The organism is Echinicola marina (assembly GCF_020463795.1).
GTDB classification, from domain to species: domain Bacteria; phylum Bacteroidota; class Bacteroidia; order Cytophagales; family Cyclobacteriaceae; genus Echinicola; species Echinicola marina.
This window is the reverse complement of the sequence record NZ_CP080025.1, coordinates 2712265-2731255: the sequence shown is the minus strand read 5'-3', so window position 1 is coordinate 2731255 and position 18991 is coordinate 2712265. Positions and strand designations below refer to the sequence as shown.

Below are 18991 nucleotides of genomic sequence, written 5' to 3'. Positions count from 1 at the left end.
ATGCTAGAAGTCAGGCTAAAGAATGCTGCAAAGCGATTCCAATACGACTGGATATTTAGAAACCTGGATCTACATGTAAATCCCAACACAAAAATCGCCATAACTGGCAGCAATGGTTCCGGTAAGTCCACTTTATTGAAGTGCCTTGCCGGAACCACTCCTTTTACCGAAGGAAGTGCAGAATACTTTTTCCAAAATGCACCTATCCAAGATACGGATCTGTATCAACAATTGGCCATTAGTGCTCCTTATATGGAACTTCCCGAAGAATTTACGCTTTTTGAACTGCTTCAATTCCATTTTGAATTTAAAAATACGCTTGAAGGAATGGATATCTTGAACATGATGGAAGCCATGTACCTGACCGAAGCAAAGAACAAGCAAATATCCTATTTTTCTTCCGGCATGAAACAGCGGCTTAAATTGGGACTTTGTTTCTTTTCTAAGGTTCCCTTGCTGATCCTGGACGAACCAACCTCCAACCTCGATAAAAAAGGAGTAGAATGGTACCTCAGTCTCGTGGAAAAATACGGAAAAGACAGAACTATTTTTATAGGTTCTAATGAGCCAAAGGAATATTCCTTTTGCAATCAAACCTTACACATTGAAGATTACAAGCTTCAAAAGTCCCTTTGATTTCAATTGAATATCCTTATATTTACCTGAAAATCCATTTGATAAACTATGAAAAAACTATTCGCATCTTACTTGTTAATTTTTTCTTTGGTCACTCTTTTTTCTTGCGGTAGTAAAGACGATCCAACTCCATCCAAAACTCCTGAACAAATAGCCACCGAAAAGCTGACTGGTGAAGGTAGCCAAACATGGGTAGTAACTGGTGGAGCTGTCACCCATAACGGAACAAATGAAACTGCTGACTGGGCAGATTTTGAAATCACTTTTTCATCAAATGGGAGTACAAAAGCCTATACCACCAGCAATGCCAACAATCTTTATGATGGAAGTGGAAACTGGTCCTTTTCTGGAAGTAATTTCGATAAAATCACCCTCACAGGCTCCCAACCTGCAGCTGGGGAAGAAATTTCCTTCTCAGGAGCAGGGAGCAATTTAGTTTTGGAATTCACCGTACCTACCCCAGCCAATGGACGGGTAAATGCACTAGCAGGATCTTATAAGTTTGAATTGAAGGCTAAATAATCCTGATCATGAAAAGCATAGCTCTAATTTTCTCTTTCTTATGGGCTATCTGCCATTTTAGTCAAGCACAATCAGAAAACTCCATTGACCTGGTCAATGCTGTTCAAAAGTTAACTGAGGCCATGATCCACCCGGATAAGACTGCACTTAAAAAACTGACGGACAAGAAACTGTCCTATGGCCACTCCAGTGGAAAAATCGAAAACCAAGATAAATTTATCGAAAGCTTATTAAGCGGTGCTTCTGATTTTGTGAGTATTGACCTACAAAATCAAAATTATGAAGTGGTGGATAATATTGGCGTTGCAAGGCATATCTTGGTGGCTGAAACCAATGATGGCGGAGTCCCAGGAAAGGTCAAAATCGGCGTCATGATGGTTTGGAGATATGATAATGACCAGTGGAAGCTATTGGTAAGGCAAGCCTACAAACTTCCACCGGCCTAAGCATTTTATCTTAAAGTCACCAAGGTAACCCCAGCACCTCCGCGATCAGCATGTTCATCTTCAAACTTCCCTACAGCAGGCATTGATCGAAGTAGGTTACGTGTTATATCCCTAAGGATACCGTCTCCCTTGCCGTGCACAATGCGCAGATCCTTGACACCTAACATATGGCCTTCATCCACAAAATTCTGGACAATGGACAAAACCTCCTCTCCTCGCTTACCTCTTAAATCCAAATTTGGAGAGAAATCCCTCATTTTGGAGGTAGTATCATAGCTCATTCTTGAAACGATAGCCTTTTTCTCCTTCTTAAGGGTAGTATTGGAAATCTTCTCTAACCTGTTCAGCTTCACATTGGATTTCAAATCACCGATGCTGATTTCAACATCCTTATTCCGCACGGAAATCACCTCGGCAATAGCTCCATTGTCTTTCAAGCGGACATGGTCACCAGCTTTGATTTCCCCAGCAATAACTTTGATTTCCTGTGGAAGCTTAGGCTTGATGGATTTATCCGGCTTAATCTCAGTTTTTAAACTTTCCAGCTCCTTTCTCGCCTTTTGGGTGGCCGCTTTCTCAGCCTTATTTTCTTTAATGGATCGAATAGTTTCCTCTATCTTACTGTTCGCACCATCCAATATGGCTTTGGCTTCCAGCTTGGCCTGTTGGATCAATTGCTTTTGGTTACCTTCAATGGTTTCCTTAAGCTCATTATATTCTTTTAGCCTTTTGGTAAGCAACCTCTCCTTTCGTTGCACTTCATCCAAAACCCTTTCATACTTGGATTTTTCTGACTCCAACTTATTCAAGAGCTTATCATACCTTACCCTTTCATCACCAATCTGCTCTTTGGCATAACCGATAATTTCCTTTGAAATCCCAATTTTGGTGGCTATCTCCAACGCAAAGGAACTACCTGGCTTGCCTATTTCTAGCTGGTAAAGTGGCTCCAGTTTGTCCACGTCAAAGCGCATAGCTCCATTGGTCATTCCTTGATTTTTGGCAGCTATCTGCTTCAGGTTTCCATAGTGCGTGGTCACTACCCCATAGGCTCCTGATTTATTCAAGGCCAATAAAATCGATTCGGCAATGGCCCCGCCAAACTGGGGCTCCGTACCTGTACCAAATTCATCAATAAAAAAGATGGACTTCTTATCGGCAAACTGGGTAAAGTACTTCATGCTCATCAAATGTGAGCTATAGGTACTCAGGTCATTTTCTATATTTTGTTCATCCCCAATATCAATGAAGAAATTTTGGAACACTGTACACTTGGAATGAGGATCCATGGGCACCAACAGCCCACATTGCAACATATACTGCACCAAAGCCACGGTTTTGAGGGTAACAGACTTTCCTCCAGCATTGGGGCCAGAAATCACCAAAAGACGGCTATTATGATCCAAATGAATGTTCAGGGGAACAATCTTTCGATCTTGCTGCTTAAGGGCATGTTCCAAAACAGGGTGACGGGCATTGTACCATTCTATGACTTTTTCCTTTTGAAGACTGGGTTTACTGGCATTCATCTTCAGGGCAAGCTTGGCCTTGGCTCGGATAAAATCTACCATTCCCAAAAAGCGGAAAGCACTCTTAAGCTCAGGAATATACGGCCTTAAAGTATTGGTAAGCTCTGTGAGGATTTTCTGCACCTCTCTGCGCTCCATATATTCCAGCTCCTTGAGCTCATTATTGATATCCAAAACCTCGGCAGGCTCTAAGAATACGGTCTGTCCAGTTGCAGATTCATCATGTACAAATCCCTTGATCTTTCTTTTATTTTCTGCCAGAACAGGCATCACCATTCTGCCGCCTCGTATGGTTATCGATGCATCATCAGGTGTCAATCCCTTGGCCTTTGCTTCACGAAAGATCCTATCCAAAACCTTTCTGAGTCGGTTTTCCTCATAAAGGATTTGCGCCCTGATCAAACTCAGTTCGCGTGTTGCATTGTTTTTGATTTTACCTTTATCATCCAACACCTTCTCTATAGACCTCAGCAAGGTATTATCAAGATTCACCAATCCCAATAGCTGAAAAAGCTGGGGATACTCTTCTTGAAATTTCGTAAAGAAATCTACACAGCCCTTGAGCGTAAGCAAGGAAAGACGGATTTCATGAAAATCATCCTCATACAAAAAAGTCCCTTCGATCTTGGCCTTATCCAAATAAGGATAGATATTCAGAAAGTTGGATGAAGGGAACATTTCACCGGACAATAAAATCTGGCGAAACTCTTCTGTTTGGTCCAACAGTTTGTTCAGCAAATTGATATCTTTTGAAAAAGACACTTTCTGAACAATATCAGTACCCAATTTACTGGTACATTCTTCCTTGATCCACTCTTTTATTTTATCAAAATTAATCTTGGACTCAAGATTATCCGGATATAGCATACTTTATTTTCCTTCTTTTTCTTTCACATTAAGTGAATCAATCACCCGACCATAAAGCTCCTCCATCTTTTCGGTATCTCTCAGATAATATTCCAAACTTTCCATGTATACTGTGTCTGCTACTTGATGATTTTCAAAAACACGGCTTTCAAATAATGGATATAGTTTTTTGGAAGAATCATAGGAGACAGGCAAAGAGCTGGCCATTCCTTCAGCCAAGTGGATATCTACCATGATTTCCACCATTTTATCTTCGGACAACAACTCATCAGGCTGCCCCTCTTTAGCGCAAGACAGCAGTCCCGAAAGGGCAATAATGAAGATTATTATTTTTTTCACAATGCAAAATTAGCCAATTCCGTTGAAATTTAGATAATATGTTATCCATTACTCGTTTTATTATTCAATCTAGTCCATTAAATTTAGGCCCTCGGAAAGAATTAGCCCATGAAGCAACTGCTGAAAAAACTTAGGAAATACGAAATCATGATCAGAAAGGTGGCAAATAACCACCTGCAAGGTGATTATCAGTCCATTTTCAAAGGTGCGGGCCTTGAATTCGATGACTTGAGGCCTTACCAATACGGTGATGATGTCCGTACCATTGAATGGAAAGTATCCGCAAAAGGACACGGCACCTTTGTCAAAACTTTTAAGGAAGACAAGGATCAATCTGTCTATTTTCTTTTGGACATCAGCGGATCTCAGGATATTGGTGATGAGAGAAGGAAAAAAATCGACTTGGGAAAAGAAATCGCTGGAGTACTGACCCTAGCAGCCATTCATGAGGGCAGCCAAGTAGCCTTGGTGTCTTTTTCAGATCAAAAGGAAAAAGTTATTCTTCCTGGAAAAGGTCCAAAGCAGGGAGTAAAAGTGATTAGAGGTATTTTCAAGCATGAAAACAAATCCATCAAAACCAATCTCAATGAGATGTTCACTTTTTCCCTTAACCTGATCAAGAAAAGAAGCATCATCATCGTGATCTCAGATTTCATCGATGAGAATTATGAAAGATCATTCAAAGCCCTCGGGGAAAAACATGATGTGGTGGCCATTCAGGTAACTGATCCCCGTGAATCAGCTTTACCTTCCTTGGGAATCATCCCGGTTTTTGATAAGGAAGAAGGCAAAACCACTTGGGTCAACACGGCTTTTGGTAGTTTTTCCAAAAAGATTTCCGATACATTTACCACAGATAGAAACTCTCTAAAAGAATTATGCAAAAAAAATCAGATTAACTATCTCCCCATTGATACCCAGGAAGACATTGTCCTTCCATTGATCGAATTGTTTAGGTACAGGAATAAAACCATGAAGCGTGGGTAAGTTCAAAGGATTCTTCATTAGCATTTTATTAGTAATATTCTCTTCTAATCTTCAGGCCCAAAAGCTGAAGCTGGATGGCTATTTCCTCCAAGATTCTGCCAAATTAGGGGAAAGAGTAGGCTATGTTCTTAAGGCGGAATACCCTTCGGAAATGAATATTGTTTTTCCAGATTCTACTTTTAACTACCAGGATTTTGCTTTCTTGGAGAAACAAACATTTACCTCCTATACCCCTGATAGTGTTACACAGGACAGTGCTATATACTATCTTTCCTATTTCTCTTTGGATCCAGTAAAGTCCTATTCACTTCCTGTATTTGAAATATTAAAATACGACAGCATTCAGCATTCTCCTATTGAAGACAACCTGACCTTGGAATTGACCATCAATCCCATGCCAGAAGAGCTTACCTTCAAGGACAATGATAAATACCAAGCCATTCCCAAGGAATTCAACTACCCTTACTTGTTGATATTTTTGGGCATACTCCTTATTGTCATTATAGGTTCCATCCTTTTATTCGGCAATAAATTCCAAAAAGCATGGGCCATTAGAAAAATAAAGAAGAAGCATAAGAAATTTCTTGGTAAATGGACTTCAGCAGTACAAACCTTACAATCCAATCCAAGCTTACAGGTTGCAGATGAAACCCTTTGGCTTTGGAAAGATTATATGGAAGAATTGACCGGTAAACCTTATAGGGAATGGACAGCCACTGAAATAGGTGAGTTCATGAACCTACCTGATTTGGTCAATGACTTCAGAAAAATTGAAATCATCATTTATGCCAACAGGACATCTGAAGACCTATTGGCGACTTGTGATAAATTAAAATCAGTGTGCGAAGATATGTATCACCAAAAAATCAAAGAAATCCATGAGAGCAAGTGATATAGCAGAATGGTTTTCGCTGAACTGGTTTTTCCCTGAGACCTTTCGCTCTTACGAATGGGAAAACCCTTGGGCCTTGCACCTTCTTTGGATAGTGCCTCTGATATTATTGATCAGAAAGTTCACTAAAATCCTTAAAAATCCATCGCTGGAACTTTCTCTACCAGAAAGTGTATCCAGCAGTAATCCTTGGACTTATTTGAGGTTAGTCCCCACACTCTTCTTTTCTCTGGCCATGCTGATGATTATTATTGCCTTGGCCAGGCCACAGCGGTCCAATGAAAAGGTGGAGCAAAGCACCGAAGGTATTGACATCATGCTGGTATTGGATATTTCAGAATCCATGGACTTGCAGGACTTCGAGCCCAACAGGTTGGAAGCCGCCAAAGCTACTGCCATAGACTTTATCAATGGCCGGTTTGGAGACCGAATAGGCATGGTCATTTTTGCCGGTGAAGCATTTTCCCTTGCTCCATTGACCACAGACTATGAATTACTGACTGACTTGATAGAAGACATATCATTTGATATGATGGATGTAAAAGGTACTGCCATCGGCAGTGCTGTGGCTACTGCAACGAACAGAATGCGTGAATCTGATTCCAAATCCAAAGTGATGGTATTGCTCAGTGACGGGGACAATAATGCCGGTAATGTAGATCCTACCTTCGCTGCTGAACTAGCAGAGGCCATGGACATTAAAATCTATACCATTGCGGTAGGGAAAGACGGAATGGTCCCATATGGAACGGACTTTTTTGGCAGACCTCAAATGGTAGAAACCTATTTGAATGAAACGACACTAAGGGACTTGGCCAGAATTGGAAAAGGGCAGTTTTTCAGAGCCTCTGATGGCAATGCCCTGGAAAACATATTTGAGCAGATCAACCAAATGGAGAAAGCAGAGATCCTAGAATCAAGGTACAAGGAAACCCAGGATTTCTATAGGCCCTATTTGTTTTTTGCCATTATCTTCTTCTTTATCTGGCTCACCCTGAAAAGCACCTTTGTCAATAACTTCCTTTTGGATTAAAAAAGATTTTAAGGACAGCAATTACAAATGGCTGTCCTTTTTTATTTGCCAAAAGTTGAATCCCTGAATAAATGAACAGAAAACAATAAAATCCCTAATGGAAAAAATACTTCTAAGTTCAAAACAACAGCGCATAAGTAAAACCAAACAGTAGTCCCATATAAATTTGCCCAAAGTAATTCCCCCACTTATCTTTGAATAAGAAAAAACCAAGGAATGAGCATAAAAGAAAACCTATCTGATTTAAAAAGTCAATTCAAAAAAAGAGATTGCCTGCTGGTAGCCGTAAGTAAGACCAAGCCTGTCTCAGACATACAGGAAGCCTATGATGCCGGCATCAGGGATTTTGGCGAAAATAAAGTGCAGGAACTGGTGGACAAGCATCCCCAATTGCCCGATGATATCCAATGGCATATGATCGGCCACCTGCAAAGGAACAAGGTCAAGTATATTGCCCCATTTATCCACCTGATCCATGGAGTGGATACTTTTAAATTGCTCAAGGAAATCAACAAACAGGCAAAAAAAGCAGAAAGAACCATTCCTTGTTTATTACAAGTCCACATTGCCAAAGAGGAGACCAAATTTGGATTCAACGAAGAAGAGATTTTGGAATTACTAGAAGAAGGAGCTTTTGTGGAGCTGGAAAATGTGAGAATTATCGGCCTGATGGGCATGGCTACCAATACCAATGATGAAAACCAGGTCAGGAGTGAATTTGCTTGGTTAAAAGGATTTTTAGATCAACTTAACACCAAAAACCTCCCCAACAATTTTGCCTTAAAAGAACTTTCCATGGGCATGAGCGGAGACTTCCTGATTGCCCAAGAAGAAGGCAGCACCATGGTAAGGGTGGGCAGTGCCATATTTGGAAAGAGAAACTATCTATAACATGAACTATACCAATACGATTAAACTTGCCGCTGCATTGGGAGCCTTAACAGTGGCCATTGGTGCATTCGGGGCCCATGGACTGGAACCCATCCTGGAAAAATATGGCCGGGAGGACACCTTTGAAACTGCCGTAAAATATCAGTTCTACCATACCTTGGCCATCTTTTTGGTAGGCATATTGCAGGTTCAGTTCCCTCATAGCAAAGCCCTGAAAAATGCGGTCTATTCCTTTTTGGCAGGTATACTTATTTTCTCAGGATCACTTTATATCCTTTCCACCACGGGCACCAACTGGCTGGGCGCCATCACCCCATTGGGAGGATTGGCCTTTATTCTTGGCTGGATTTTTGTTTTTCTGGGGCTTAAGCCAAAACCAAATAATTAAGCAATCCGATTAATGATTTTCATATCCTATTATCAGATAATATGCTAAAAAAACATCTCCTTCTATTTTTCAGTCTTCTCATTGGCTCTCCATTTATTTTTGCCCAACATGTTATCATAGAACACCCAGGTCTTGAACAAAGACTTGGAAATGATTCCTTCTTTGACAAGCACCAAACGGGCTTTATGCTTTATGACCTGGAAGAGCAAGAGGTGGTGTTTGAAAAAAACAGCCATCTCAGTTTCATCCCTGCCTCCACCACAAAGTTATTTACCTTTTATGCGGCTTTGATGACCTTGGAAGATAGCACCAAAAGACTTCGCTACCAAACCAAGGGTAATGACATTATTATCTGGGGCACAGGAGATCCTTCCTGGGAATACCCGCATTTGCCCGATGTGCAAATGAAAGCATTCTTTGCCCCTTATGACAAAATCTATTTCTCTGACCAAAATTGGGAGGATACTGCTTTTGGCTATGGCTGGCAATGGGATGATTATTATTATTCCTACTCTGCTGAGAGGTCTCCATTACCTATTTACGGTAATCTGATCACCGTTAAGAACCAAAACCGTCAGCCACAGATCCAACCTCGGTTTTTTGCCCGCAATATCAATATCACACAAAAGGAAATCAAAGATGTAGAAAGGGACTTCCACAGCAATAACTTCTACTATAATCCCAATACCTATTCCAAACTGGAATCCAAAGTTCCCTTTATGACCTCCACGGAAACTTTTGCTTTATTGGCAAGCCAATTCCTTAACAAAGAGGTCATCCCAAGCAAAGAACCACTTCCTGAGGAACATTATATATTAAAGGGAATTCCCTTGGACAGCATTTATAGGGAAATGCTTTGGGAAAGTGACAACTTCTTGGCTGAGCAGTTATTATTAATGGTTTCTGATGAAATCTTGGATGAACTTAACGGGAGTGCAGCAATTGACAGCATTAAAAACACCTTTCTTTTTGACCTCCCTGATGAGCCACAGTGGGTAGATGGTTCCGGTTTATCCAGGCACAACCTCTTCAGCCCCAGAACCATGGTCGCCTTGGTAGAAAAAATCTATCAAATCGTTCCGGACAGCACCTTATTCCGTTTATTACCCCAAGGAGGAAAGACGGGCACCTTGAAAAATTACTATCGAGCACCAAGTCCCTATATCTTTGCGAAAACGGGTACAATGAGCAATAACCATAGTTTGGCCGGGTATATCAAAACCAGTAGCAATAAGCTTTATGCCTTTGCCTTTATGAACAATAATTACCCCTATAAAGCCAAAGAAGTGATCAGGGAAATGGAAAAGGTCATGTTATATATCCGGGACAATTTTTAATTCCAAAACGGCTAATCATTGCCCGCTATGTAATGATATTACCATAAAGACATAAAGGTATGAAGATCATGAAGAATCCTTACCCAAAATCAAACACAAAACCTTAATGCTCCTTAATTCCTTAATGGTTAAAAAAACTAAACCATGAAGGCATGAAGATCATGAAGACTCCCTGCCAAAAAATCAAACACAAAACCTTAATGCTCCTTAACTCCTTAATGGTTAAAACACAGGAACCATGCAGACATGAAGGCATGAAGACCATGAAAAATCCCTACCCAAAATCCAATCCCAACCCTTAATGCTCCTTAATTCCTTAATGGTTAAAAAAACTAAACCATGAAGGCATGAAGACCCCCTGCCCAAAACCAACCCTTAATTCCCTAATGGTTAATTTTTACTTTTTTTTCAGCACAGCACTTAATAAGTCATCATGAAGTGATAAATGGACATTAATTGTTCCGCTTCATTTTCTTAACTCCCTAATGATTGTATATTTAACCTTTTGGATCCTTTCAAAAACCACCTAGATGAATAAAAGAACATTTATCAAAGCCCTGGGATTGGGCGCAGGCCTCTCCCCCATGATGGCTTTTAGAAGTGATATCATTGCAGCCAATAGTGATGAGGATAAAAAAACCTTACTTCCTGAGCCCCTAAAAAAGGGTGACCTGGTCGGATTGGTCAGTCCTTCCTCTGCCAGCAATGATGAGATATTATTCCAATTTGCCCAAGAGACCCTAGAAGCATTGGGCTTTAAAGTGCTAAGGGGAGAACATTTAAGCAGCCGAAGAGGGCATTTGGCCGGAACGGATGAGGAAAGAGCAGGCGATATAAACGCCATGTTCAAAAACAAAGATGTCAAGGGCACCATTTGTATCAGAGGAGGTTCCGGAGCAGCACGCATCCTACCGCTTTTGGATTATAAAACCATCAGAAAAAACCCAAAACCCATCCTGGGCTACAGTGATATCACCGCCCTTCATAATGCCATCTATGCCCAAACTGGCTTGATTACCTTCCATGGGCCCAATGCTACAGGCAGCTGGAACAGCTTCAATGTAAAGCAATTTGAGCAAATGTTCTTTGAGCAAAAGCTGGTAAAGTTTGAAAATGAACAGGAAAAGGGAGACGACCTGATCGTCAAAAAGAACCGGATACAGACCATACATTCAGGTACCGCAGAAGGAATTATTGTGGGGGGTAACCTTACGGTATTAACGGCCTTGGCTGGCTCTCCTTACCTTCCCGATTTCAAGGACAAAATCCTCTTTTTGGAGGATGTGGGAGAAGATCCTTACCGGATTGACAGGATGATGAGCACCCTGATGCTGATGGGGGCTTTGGATGAAATCAAAGGATTTATCTTCGGCCAATGTTCGGAATGCGAGCCTTCCGGAGGCTTTGGGTCGCTGACCATCTGGCAAATCCTACAGGACTATATCCAACCGCTTAAGATCCCTGCCTATAGAGGAGCAATGATCGGCCACATAAGCAAACAGTTTATAGTGCCTATTGGCGCAAAGGTCAGCATGGATGCCGATGCAGGCACCTTTGAACTAAAGGAAAAAGTCTTCGCTTCTTAAGCTCTTTTTCAAAGCTGCCCATAAACAAATTTAAAGTATGTCACCCTGAGTGACTAACAATTAGAAATCCTCAAACTTTGGTGACAATGGTAAAAAGAGTTCCCCGACGGGGAACAATATAGAGAGCCCCGGACAAGCTTGCGCCGACCGGGGTAAAGGAGACAAAAAAGCTCACTGCATTAGCAGCTAGAAAAGGTTGCGGTGAATTCCACCTACCGCTAATGCAGAAGGCCGTTTATCGTGGGTTTCTAAACTACCATCTGTAGTCCGTTGAGCGTTTAAACCCGGATTATGCATTAGTAATCGTAGTGAGGGCTGAAAATGCAAGAAAATCAGGCTGTTTGGAGACTGAGGCATAGCACCGCTATGGTGAAGTCGAAAACAGCAGCAAAGCGTCTGATTTTAAAGCATTTTCAGTCCGTAATAGATAAGCTAATGCATATTGCGGGTTAAATAGTCCTCGACTCTGCCAGTCTGCCGACTAGGCAAACAGGTAAGTTTCCTTTTTTGACCTACAGCAAAAAGTAATAACGTATAAATTGATTTTAATATTAATAATGTGCTAACACCGACAAATCCAGTATTCACCAGTAAACCTAAAAGAAGTCGATTTCTCTGGTCATTCCTATTGGCCTCCCTTCTATTTTCCTGTACCACAAACCAACACATGCAAGCCTATTCAAACAAGACTAATCCAGATATGAATAATAAAAAACTCAACTTCCTGGCCCTGGGAGACTCCTATACCATTGGTGAGGGCGTCAAGCCCAATGAGAATTATCCACACCAACTCGTCTCCATTTTGGAGGAATATAATTTTTCCGATCCCAAAATCATCGCCACCACTGGCTGGACCACAGATGAACTGCAACAAGGCATCAGTGCTGCCAATATCAAAGAAAGTACCTATGATTTGGTTACTCTGCTGATCGGAGTAAACAACCAGTACAGGGGACGAAGTGTAGACAATTTTAAAGAGGAATTCACGGAATTACTGGACCAGGCCATAGCCTTTGCCGGAGAGGATCAAACAAGGGTCATTATTATCTCTATTCCTGATTGGGGAGTGACATCATTTGCCAGCCAGCAAAATGTCGACAAACAAAAGGTGGCCAAGGAAATCACTGCCTATAATACCGCCAAGCAGGAAATCAGCATTTCCAAGGGAGTACATTACCTGGACATTACCCAAGAATACCGACAGATCGGTTCCTACCCCGAAAACCAAGCAGAGGATGGCCTCCACCCCAGTGGCAGAATATACAATTCCTGGGCAAAGAGACTCGCCGACCTGATCAAGGAGGAAGTTAGATTTTAGCATCTAAACATTAATATACCCCAGATGGGGTATTTTTTGTTTTAAGAGAAATCCGTAGGTTTAGGATGGCATTTTTTATCCTTTGGATTAAAAAACACGCATACTTTATAAATAAATATTAGCTGAGTGTCAATAAAACAAACCTAAGGTATAACAATCCAACAAATAACGGGGGCTTGTTAAACCTTTGGTTTACAGATATACAAGTTAGCGGGCATTAAAAAAACATACATCAGAGATTGAAATGGAAACCAAGACACACGAGATAAATAACATAAAAATTGCTGAACTATCATCAGACCAAATCCTTATAAACAACATAGATGATGGAGTGAATTTACTAGGGAACGTTTACTATCAAGGATTTGATAAAGTTGTCATTCATCAAAAAAATATTACTCCAGACTTTTTTGAACTCAAAAATCGAATGGCGGGAGAAATCCTTCAAAAATTTTCCACTTATCGAGTTCAATTAGCTATTGTGGGAGATTTTTCGACATTCAATAGCAAGAGCCTGAAAGACTTCATATATGAAAGTAATAAGGGAAACTTAATTAGCTTTGTTTCATCAACAACTGAAGCATTGACAAAATTAACAGGAAAGTGAATGTTACAAAAATAGACATAGAAACATTTATTACTGAGCAAATGATTCAAATTCCAAAAGGAAAAATAGAATTACGTGATGACAGAATAAATGAAAAATGGACAACAGAGATAAAATCGTTTTTCATTTTAAGATATCCTGTAACACAAGATTTGTATTTAGCAGTAACCAATCAAACCCCAAGTACATTTTAAGGTGACAAGCTCCCAGTTGAAACAGTTTCTTGGATTGATGCAGTAAGTTTTTGTAATGCTCTTTCTGAATCTTTAGGAATAGATAAATGCTATGAAATTGATATGGTTAATGAAAGTGTAACACTGAATTCAGACGCAAATGGATTTCGGTTGCCAACAGAAGCAGAATGGCAATTTGCTTGCCAAGCAGGAACCAAAGACATTAGATATGGAGAATTGAGTGAAGTTGCTTGGTTTAAAGAAAACTCCAATAATCACACGCAAGAAGTCGGACAAAAAATGCCAAACGATTGGGGACTTTACGATATGCTGGGAAATGTTTGGGAATGGTGTACAGATATTTATGATGAAACTGTTTATGGTTCTTATCGTGTATTCCGTGGTGGTGGATGGTGCGACCAAGAAAGAAGTGTTATGGCGACAACTCGAAGAAGAAGTCATCCTTTCTCATTCAAAATAGACGATTTAGGATTCAGAATTGTGAAGAATAAATAAAAAACGACCCGCTAACAATGTGTATAATCAATAGCAGGTTTAGTGCTGTTTTAAACGTAAAAATATAAACCAAAGGTTGATGCTATCTGACAGTTTCGTGGGTTAAAATCCGCTACTGCTCATACACGAAACCGTTGTGCCTAATGTAAAATGATACGAAAAGACAAAATCAAACAAATCGACTTTCTCCTAAATAAATTTAGAGAGACAAATCACGATTTTAAAGAATTGCCTAAGTGTTCATTCTTACTTGGTGCAGGATGTTCTAGAAGTTCTGAAATACCGACAGGTTATGAGATAATAGAACTTCTAAGAAAGCATTGGTACCTAAAGAACTTTGCGAATAGTTCCGAATTCTTGGAATCTACATACGACATAGACAATGAAGCTTTTCAAGTCATACAGGCTAATTTTCAAAGTAAATATCTTGAAGAAGAAACTACCTTAAAGGAAAAGGTTGAAAAAGTACTTGAAGACCTAAAGAAAAACACACCACCCTATCTTTCAAATCTTTTCAAAACGAGTGATGCGAAAACCTTAAAGCAGTTCGTTTTTGATGATTTGCTTTATGGTTTTTGGTTTGAGCGTTTTTCTGAAAGTCCAAAAGAAAGGCAAAAACTGATAGAACACCTGATTGACTTTAAAGAACCTTCAGGTGCATATTTGTTGTTTTCTCATTTAATATCAAATGGAAAAATTACCAATGTATTCACCACAAATTTTGATGACCTCATTTATGATTCGCTAATTAGATATACTGAAACTAAGCCAAAAATATATTCACATAATGAAGTTGCTCAGTACATTAATACCCTGAGCAAACGACCAAACATTATCAAATTACACGGAGATTTTTTATTCGAGAATATCAAGAATACTAAACCCGAAACAGGGTTGCTTTGGAGTAATATGGAGAATAAATTGGAAGAATGCTTAAAATCATTTGACCTTATTGTAGTTGGCTATAATGGAGCAGATGACTCTGTTATGAATGCTCTTGCTAAGTTGAAGTCTAAGGATTATGGTTTGCTTTGGTGTGGTCGCAACCCAGAAAACCTAAATTGGAGAGTAAAGGAACTGATAAACCAGACGAACAATTCATACTTTATTCAAATAGAGTCATTTGAACTTTTATCAATGAAGCTTTTTGAAGTCTACAAAGATGAAATTGATTATCCGGATTTTAGAAGCAACGCTGAAAGAAAAGAAAAAGAGTTTCACCAATATATTACAGAGTTCAAAACTGAATTAACAGAAAATGTAAAGCTTGAAGAAAAAGAAATTGAGAGTATAAACTCAACTTTAGATATTGTTCTAGACAGAAACAGTTTTTTTAGAGTTGCTGAATTAAACCATTCAGAACAGTTGGAATTTCTCAGAAAGTTAAGAATTGATGGTATAAGTCGTACACTAAAAAACATACACACGAATATTAATTGGGAGCACTCAAAAACCCTGTATGCGGATTTAGACAAAGATGATTTCTTCCAAAACAAGCTTTATGAAGTATCTATTCAGCATATTTCCAATGCCCTCTCAAATTTGAGAAAAATTGACGCTGAAAGAACCAAGAGTATTTTAGATTCATTAAATGATGAAAATCTCCTAGATAAAATTAATAGTGCTTCTTCCTCTGACTTGTATTCAGGTATTTCAGAACTAAAATCTATTAGTCCTAAAAAAATTGAATCAATTCTAAATAAAAGAAAGGTGTCTCCTGAATTGTTGGTTATAGAAAACCAAGACCTTAGAAAAGTTGCTTTCAAGCTTAAAACATTATCACCAAAAGATGGATTAGAGCTATTGATTTCGAATAATGAAGCTCTTCAAACTAAAATTAAAGAAGAGCCAATAAAAGAAGTTGTCATTTTTTTAGAGAATGTTTCTAGTATTTACTTTAAAGAATGTCAAGCACTATTTGAGCAACTAGAAAACTCCTTTTTAGCTGATAGAATATTAGAACAAAATCTGACACTACTTAGTATTTCGTTGAGAGTATTTAATCACCTCAATAGAAATAAAACTAAACAACTTATAAAGCTACTTGATAAGGATAAATTACAATCCAAACTGACTACAACAAGTTTGCAAGCAATCAAGTCGTTACTATTTGCATTAAAAGATGTGGACTTTCAATTATCTAAGTACTTACTAGGCTTGATTACTGATGAGCAATTTCAGGAAAAAATTGAAAAGTCAGATTTACTTAGTATTGCGGAGTCACTCGAATATTTATCCAAAATTGACAATCCAAGAATTTCAAAAATTGCAAAGGAGATAAACAGCGAATTAATTACTCATAAGATAGACAATGAAGATTTTACATTCCAACAATTTGGCAATGCAATGTCCAAGTTAATCGTTTTCGATTTTGACAAATTTTGTCTTGCTGCCAGAGAAATTGATGTTCCAAGATTGACTGACAAAATATCAAAGACTATAAATAAAACGGGAGAGCAAGTATTTCTGCATTTTGTTCCAATCTACTTCAAGGTAAATCGTGTGTTATTCTCTAAAATCATAAAAGAATCTCCACAAGACTATATTGACTCGATTTTAAAGTGGCCAAAAATTGACTTATACACCGTAAACCTACCTTATCTAAACAGAGTCTTTATTGAAAACAAAATGGATAAAGAGAAGGAATATGTTGATTACATAATTAGTAACAATCAAGATAAGTTTAGGAAAAAGAAAAGGAGAAAAAAGAAAAAACACTAGGCACAACACGGTGTATAGTGCATACCCTTCGGGATACGCACCATACACTAAACGTTGGGGTTAATTAGAAAAACATGTTCGGATTATTTAAAAAGAAAACATACAACATAGATTTCAAGGAGGAAAATAAAGAACGATTTACTATTCTTTTGACAGAAATCTATAAAATTCTTCGTGATTCGGCATATACTGCCCAGGCTAATTGGATCATGCAAATTTTGTCTACTGTTCAAAAAGAGGACAAAGACTTATTTAAAGAAAAAGTGATTTCTGCTGAACTTCTTGGTGGTGCAGGCTCTGTAGCTGATGTTTGGATAGAAGATGAAACAAAAATGAATAAACTTGATAATTTGATGAACTCCTTTTTGGAACTGACAATTAAATCAGGACTGAATCATAGAGCTGTTAAATCAAGAATAATTAAAAAGTAACATGTCGAAGGCATCTGAAAGAAATAAGAAAAGAAAAAAAGCAAAGGAGGTGCTTAAACATATAAGTGACAACCCTTCTGAATACTTGGTTATTCACTATTCATGTGAAAGCTTTTTCAACTTACCTCAAGGAAATACTCCAAGAATTACATCTATTGCTGTAAGATATGTTCGGAATGCACAAACACATTCTTTCTCTATTCATAAAATGGCAGAATTGAAAGGAATTCTTCCTGCTCAGATTAATCAGCACTACAATCAATTAGAAAAAGACATGCTGGACGAGTATTTCTCATTTGTTAGTAACCATCTTGATTACAAATGGATTCACATAAACATGCGGAATATAAACTTTGGTTTCGAAGCAATTAACCATCGATACAGAGTTTTAGGAGGTACACCAGTTCAGATTAACGACAATTTAAAGATTGACTTAGCTAGACTTTTTGTTGACACTTATGGGAAGCAATATTCGCCACACCCAAGAATGGAATCGCTTTATAAATTGAATAAAGTCACCATGGCAAGTTTTCTAAATGGAGAAGAGGAAGCCAACGCCTTCAATTCAGGTGACTACGTTGCTTTGCATCAATCTACTCTTCGAAAAGTGGATAATATGCATAATGTAATTTCCCTTTCTGTTGAAGGAGACTTAAAAACTAAAAGTAATATTTTCCAAGTTTATGGAATCAGTCCTGCTGGTATATTTTATGCGGGCAAGGATAATTGGATAGTTGCTATCATCTTATTCCTTTTCGCAAGTGCCGTTGCTGCATTTATTGGTATTGGTGTTACAAAATACGTTAATACAACAATTGATAAAGAAAAACTAACCCCAACAAAACCTATAAACAATAGTGCCTTTCAGGACACTACTGTTCATAGCTAAACCGTTGTGCACAACCAAAACAAGACAACATAATAGATGAAAGAAAAAATTGACGACCTAATAACTCAAGGACAAAAATTCACTTTTGAAAATAATAGTTACAGAAGTCAATACGGAGTATATAGTAAACCCTCTGACGAATTTTTAGCTTGGATAGCAACGGTCGAAGACTTTATTATTCAAAATTTTGGCGAAAACAGTTCAGTATTTCGGCTTTACAAGAAATTCGATGACAGATTTATTTCAGGTTACGAAAAAGATGACTTTGAAAGGCATCATACTAAATTGATCGCAGCTCTCAAAGCTTGCCATAATGCGACACCAATTAAAACAGTGAAGCCCTTGACCCAAGCTGACTTACTAAATGTCATTTTTGATAGATTTCACTCTGTAGTAATTCAACTTAGAAAACGTTACAATTCTAAACCAACATTAGATGTTCAAGATGAGTATGACGTGCAAGACCTCTTGCATTGTTTGCTTAAACTTCACTTTGCTGATATAAGAAAAGAAGAATGGACACCGAGTTACGCAGGTGGTTCGTCAAGAATGGATTTCCTATTAAAAGATGAACAGCTTGTTATTGAAGTTAAAATGACAAGAAAGGGTTTGGCTGACAAAGAACTAGGTAAACAGCTAATTGAAGACAAGGCGAAATATAAAGCACATCCAGATTGTAAAAGACTTGTATGTTTCACATATGACCCCGAAGGACGCATCACAAATCCAAAAGGAATTCAAAATGACTTAAATCAAGAAGATGAAGACTTTATTGTTGAAATAATCATTAAACCTGAAAACTAAAAGGCAGTGCACAACAATGGGTATAAAACATAGGGCGGACAGTGGTTTCCGAAAGTTTTCAGCACTTAGCAAGCTTACT

At 38.6% G+C, this 18991-nt stretch carries 19 protein-coding genes and 1 pseudogene; 18 read left to right on the top strand and 2 right to left on the bottom strand.

The window, feature by feature from the left end:
• Genes KZP23_RS11410 through KZP23_RS11400 form a run of 3 tightly spaced genes read left to right on the top strand, consistent with a single transcriptional unit; the run spans window position 1 to window position 1604 of the window.
• Complete coding sequence (locus KZP23_RS11410; RefSeq protein ID WP_226336357.1) at window positions 1–636, top strand: ABC transporter ATP-binding protein; 636 nt, start codon at window positions 1–3, stop codon at window positions 634–636.
• Between the two features lie 48 nt (window positions 637–684).
• Window positions 685–1158, top strand: a complete 474-nt coding sequence (locus tag KZP23_RS11405; RefSeq protein WP_226336356.1) for a hypothetical protein — start codon at window positions 685–687, stop codon at window positions 1156–1158.
• 8 nt (window positions 1159–1166) lie between these two features.
• Window positions 1167–1604: a nuclear transport factor 2 family protein gene (locus tag KZP23_RS11400; RefSeq protein WP_226336355.1), complete on the top strand. Its 438-nt coding sequence runs from the start codon at window positions 1167–1169 to the stop codon at window positions 1602–1604.
• 5 nt (window positions 1605–1609) lie between these two features.
• On the opposite strand, the gene KZP23_RS11395 is transcribed toward KZP23_RS11400, so the two are convergent.
• Window positions 1610–4000 (bottom strand): endonuclease MutS2, encoded by a 2391-nt coding sequence (locus KZP23_RS11395; RefSeq protein WP_226336354.1) that lies wholly within the window; start codon window positions 3998–4000, stop codon window positions 1610–1612.
• A 3-nt stretch (window positions 4001–4003) separates the two neighbouring features.
• Window positions 4004–4339, bottom strand: coding sequence for a DUF4296 domain-containing protein (locus KZP23_RS11390; protein WP_226336353.1), 336 nt, complete (start codon window positions 4337–4339; stop codon window positions 4004–4006).
• A gap of 108 nt (window positions 4340–4447) precedes the next feature.
• Between KZP23_RS11390 and KZP23_RS11385 the strand changes: the two genes are divergently transcribed.
• From KZP23_RS11385 to KZP23_RS11315, 15 genes and pseudogenes are all read left to right on the top strand, one after another.
• Entirely contained in the window at window positions 4448–5326 is an 879-nt protein-coding gene (locus KZP23_RS11385; protein WP_226336352.1) for a DUF58 domain-containing protein, read from the top strand.
• On the top strand, window positions 5319–6218 hold the full coding sequence (locus tag KZP23_RS11380; protein WP_226336351.1) for a hypothetical protein: 900 nt from the start codon (window positions 5319–5321) through the stop codon (window positions 6216–6218). The genes KZP23_RS11385 and KZP23_RS11380 overlap by 8 nt, the downstream gene beginning before the upstream one ends.
• Window positions 6205–7251 carry a vWA domain-containing protein gene (locus KZP23_RS11375; RefSeq protein ID WP_226336350.1) on the top strand — a complete coding sequence of 349 codons (1047 nt, stop codon included), beginning with the start codon at window positions 6205–6207 and terminating at the stop codon, window positions 7249–7251. The genes KZP23_RS11380 and KZP23_RS11375 overlap by 14 nt, the downstream gene beginning before the upstream one ends.
• Window positions 7252–7467: 216 nt before the next feature.
• A complete protein-coding gene (locus KZP23_RS11370) occupies window positions 7468–8142 on the top strand; it encodes a YggS family pyridoxal phosphate-dependent enzyme (protein ID WP_226336349.1) in 675 nt (224 codons plus the stop codon).
• 1 nt (window position 8143) lies between these two features.
• Window positions 8144–8530, top strand: coding sequence for a DUF423 domain-containing protein (locus tag KZP23_RS11365; RefSeq protein WP_226336348.1), 387 nt, complete (start codon window positions 8144–8146; stop codon window positions 8528–8530).
• Window positions 8531–8571: 41 nt separating this feature from the next.
• A complete protein-coding gene (locus KZP23_RS11360) occupies window positions 8572–9867 on the top strand; it encodes a D-alanyl-D-alanine carboxypeptidase/D-alanyl-D-alanine-endopeptidase (protein ID WP_226336347.1) in 1296 nt (431 codons plus the stop codon).
• 530 nt (window positions 9868–10397) lie between these two features.
• Window positions 10398–11453 (top strand): S66 peptidase family protein, encoded by a 1056-nt coding sequence (locus KZP23_RS11355; protein ID WP_226336346.1) that lies wholly within the window; start codon window positions 10398–10400, stop codon window positions 11451–11453.
• A gap of 700 nt (window positions 11454–12153) precedes the next feature.
• Window positions 12154–12771 carry an SGNH/GDSL hydrolase family protein gene (locus KZP23_RS11350; RefSeq protein WP_226336345.1) on the top strand — a complete coding sequence of 206 codons (618 nt, stop codon included), beginning with the start codon at window positions 12154–12156 and terminating at the stop codon, window positions 12769–12771.
• 244 nt (window positions 12772–13015) lie between these two features.
• The gene (locus KZP23_RS11345; RefSeq protein ID WP_226336344.1) at window positions 13016–13378 is read left to right on the top strand and encodes a DUF4180 domain-containing protein; all 363 of its coding nucleotides are present in this window, start codon (window positions 13016–13018) and stop codon (window positions 13376–13378) included.
• Window positions 13375–13572, top strand: coding sequence for a hypothetical protein (locus KZP23_RS11340; RefSeq protein WP_226336343.1), 198 nt, complete (start codon window positions 13375–13377; stop codon window positions 13570–13572). The genes KZP23_RS11345 and KZP23_RS11340 overlap by 4 nt, the downstream gene beginning before the upstream one ends.
• Before the next feature lie 15 nt (window positions 13573–13587).
• A pseudogene (locus KZP23_RS11335) lies at window positions 13588–14067 on the top strand (formylglycine-generating enzyme family protein); the annotation flags it as partial.
• 150 nt (window positions 14068–14217) lie between these two features.
• Window positions 14218–16788: an SIR2 family protein gene (locus KZP23_RS11330; RefSeq protein ID WP_226336342.1), complete on the top strand. Its 2571-nt coding sequence runs from the start codon at window positions 14218–14220 to the stop codon at window positions 16786–16788.
• A 74-nt stretch (window positions 16789–16862) separates the two neighbouring features.
• Complete coding sequence (locus KZP23_RS11325) at window positions 16863–17219, top strand: hypothetical protein (protein ID WP_226336341.1); 357 nt, start codon at window positions 16863–16865, stop codon at window positions 17217–17219.
• A gap of 1 nt (window position 17220) precedes the next feature.
• Window positions 17221–18108 (top strand): hypothetical protein, encoded by an 888-nt coding sequence (locus KZP23_RS11320; protein ID WP_226336340.1) that lies wholly within the window; start codon window positions 17221–17223, stop codon window positions 18106–18108.
• 36 nt (window positions 18109–18144) lie between these two features.
• Entirely contained in the window at window positions 18145–18912 is a 768-nt protein-coding gene (locus KZP23_RS11315; RefSeq protein WP_226336339.1) for a PD-(D/E)XK nuclease domain-containing protein, read from the top strand.
• The last annotated feature ends 79 nt before the right edge of the window (window positions 18913–18991 follow it).

Excerpts from the sequence above, each read along its gene's own strand:
- KZP23_RS11320 (WP_226336340.1), top strand. The coding sequence starts at position 17,221 with ATGTCGAAGGCATCTGAAAGAAATAAGAAAAGAAAAAAAGCAAAGGAG.
- KZP23_RS11370 (WP_226336349.1), top strand. The coding sequence starts at position 7,468 with ATGAGCATAAAAGAAAACCTATCTGATTTAAAAAGTCAATTCAAAAAA.
- KZP23_RS11385 (WP_226336352.1), top strand. The coding sequence starts at position 4,448 with ATGAAGCAACTGCTGAAAAAACTTAGGAAATACGAAATCATGATCAGA.
- KZP23_RS11325 (WP_226336341.1), top strand. The coding sequence starts at position 16,863 with ATGTTCGGATTATTTAAAAAGAAAACATACAACATAGATTTCAAGGAG.
- KZP23_RS11410 (WP_226336357.1), top strand. The coding sequence starts at position 1 with ATGCTAGAAGTCAGGCTAAAGAATGCTGCAAAGCGATTCCAATACGAC.
- KZP23_RS11315 (WP_226336339.1), top strand. The coding sequence starts at position 18,145 with ATGAAAGAAAAAATTGACGACCTAATAACTCAAGGACAAAAATTCACT.
- KZP23_RS11330 (WP_226336342.1), top strand. The coding sequence starts at position 14,218 with ATGATACGAAAAGACAAAATCAAACAAATCGACTTTCTCCTAAATAAA.
- KZP23_RS11360 (WP_226336347.1), top strand. The coding sequence starts at position 8,572 with ATGCTAAAAAAACATCTCCTTCTATTTTTCAGTCTTCTCATTGGCTCT.
- KZP23_RS11375 (WP_226336350.1), top strand. The coding sequence starts at position 6,205 with ATGAGAGCAAGTGATATAGCAGAATGGTTTTCGCTGAACTGGTTTTTC.
- KZP23_RS11365 (WP_226336348.1), top strand. The coding sequence starts at position 8,144 with ATGAACTATACCAATACGATTAAACTTGCCGCTGCATTGGGAGCCTTA.
- KZP23_RS11395 (WP_226336354.1), bottom strand. The coding sequence starts at position 4,000 with ATGCTATATCCGGATAATCTTGAGTCCAAGATTAATTTTGATAAAATA.
- KZP23_RS11355 (WP_226336346.1), top strand. The coding sequence starts at position 10,398 with ATGAATAAAAGAACATTTATCAAAGCCCTGGGATTGGGCGCAGGCCTC.
- KZP23_RS11345 (WP_226336344.1), top strand. The coding sequence starts at position 13,016 with ATGGAAACCAAGACACACGAGATAAATAACATAAAAATTGCTGAACTA.
- KZP23_RS11405 (WP_226336356.1), top strand. The coding sequence starts at position 685 with ATGAAAAAACTATTCGCATCTTACTTGTTAATTTTTTCTTTGGTCACT.
- KZP23_RS11400 (WP_226336355.1), top strand. The coding sequence starts at position 1,167 with ATGAAAAGCATAGCTCTAATTTTCTCTTTCTTATGGGCTATCTGCCAT.
- KZP23_RS11350 (WP_226336345.1), top strand. The coding sequence starts at position 12,154 with ATGAATAATAAAAAACTCAACTTCCTGGCCCTGGGAGACTCCTATACC.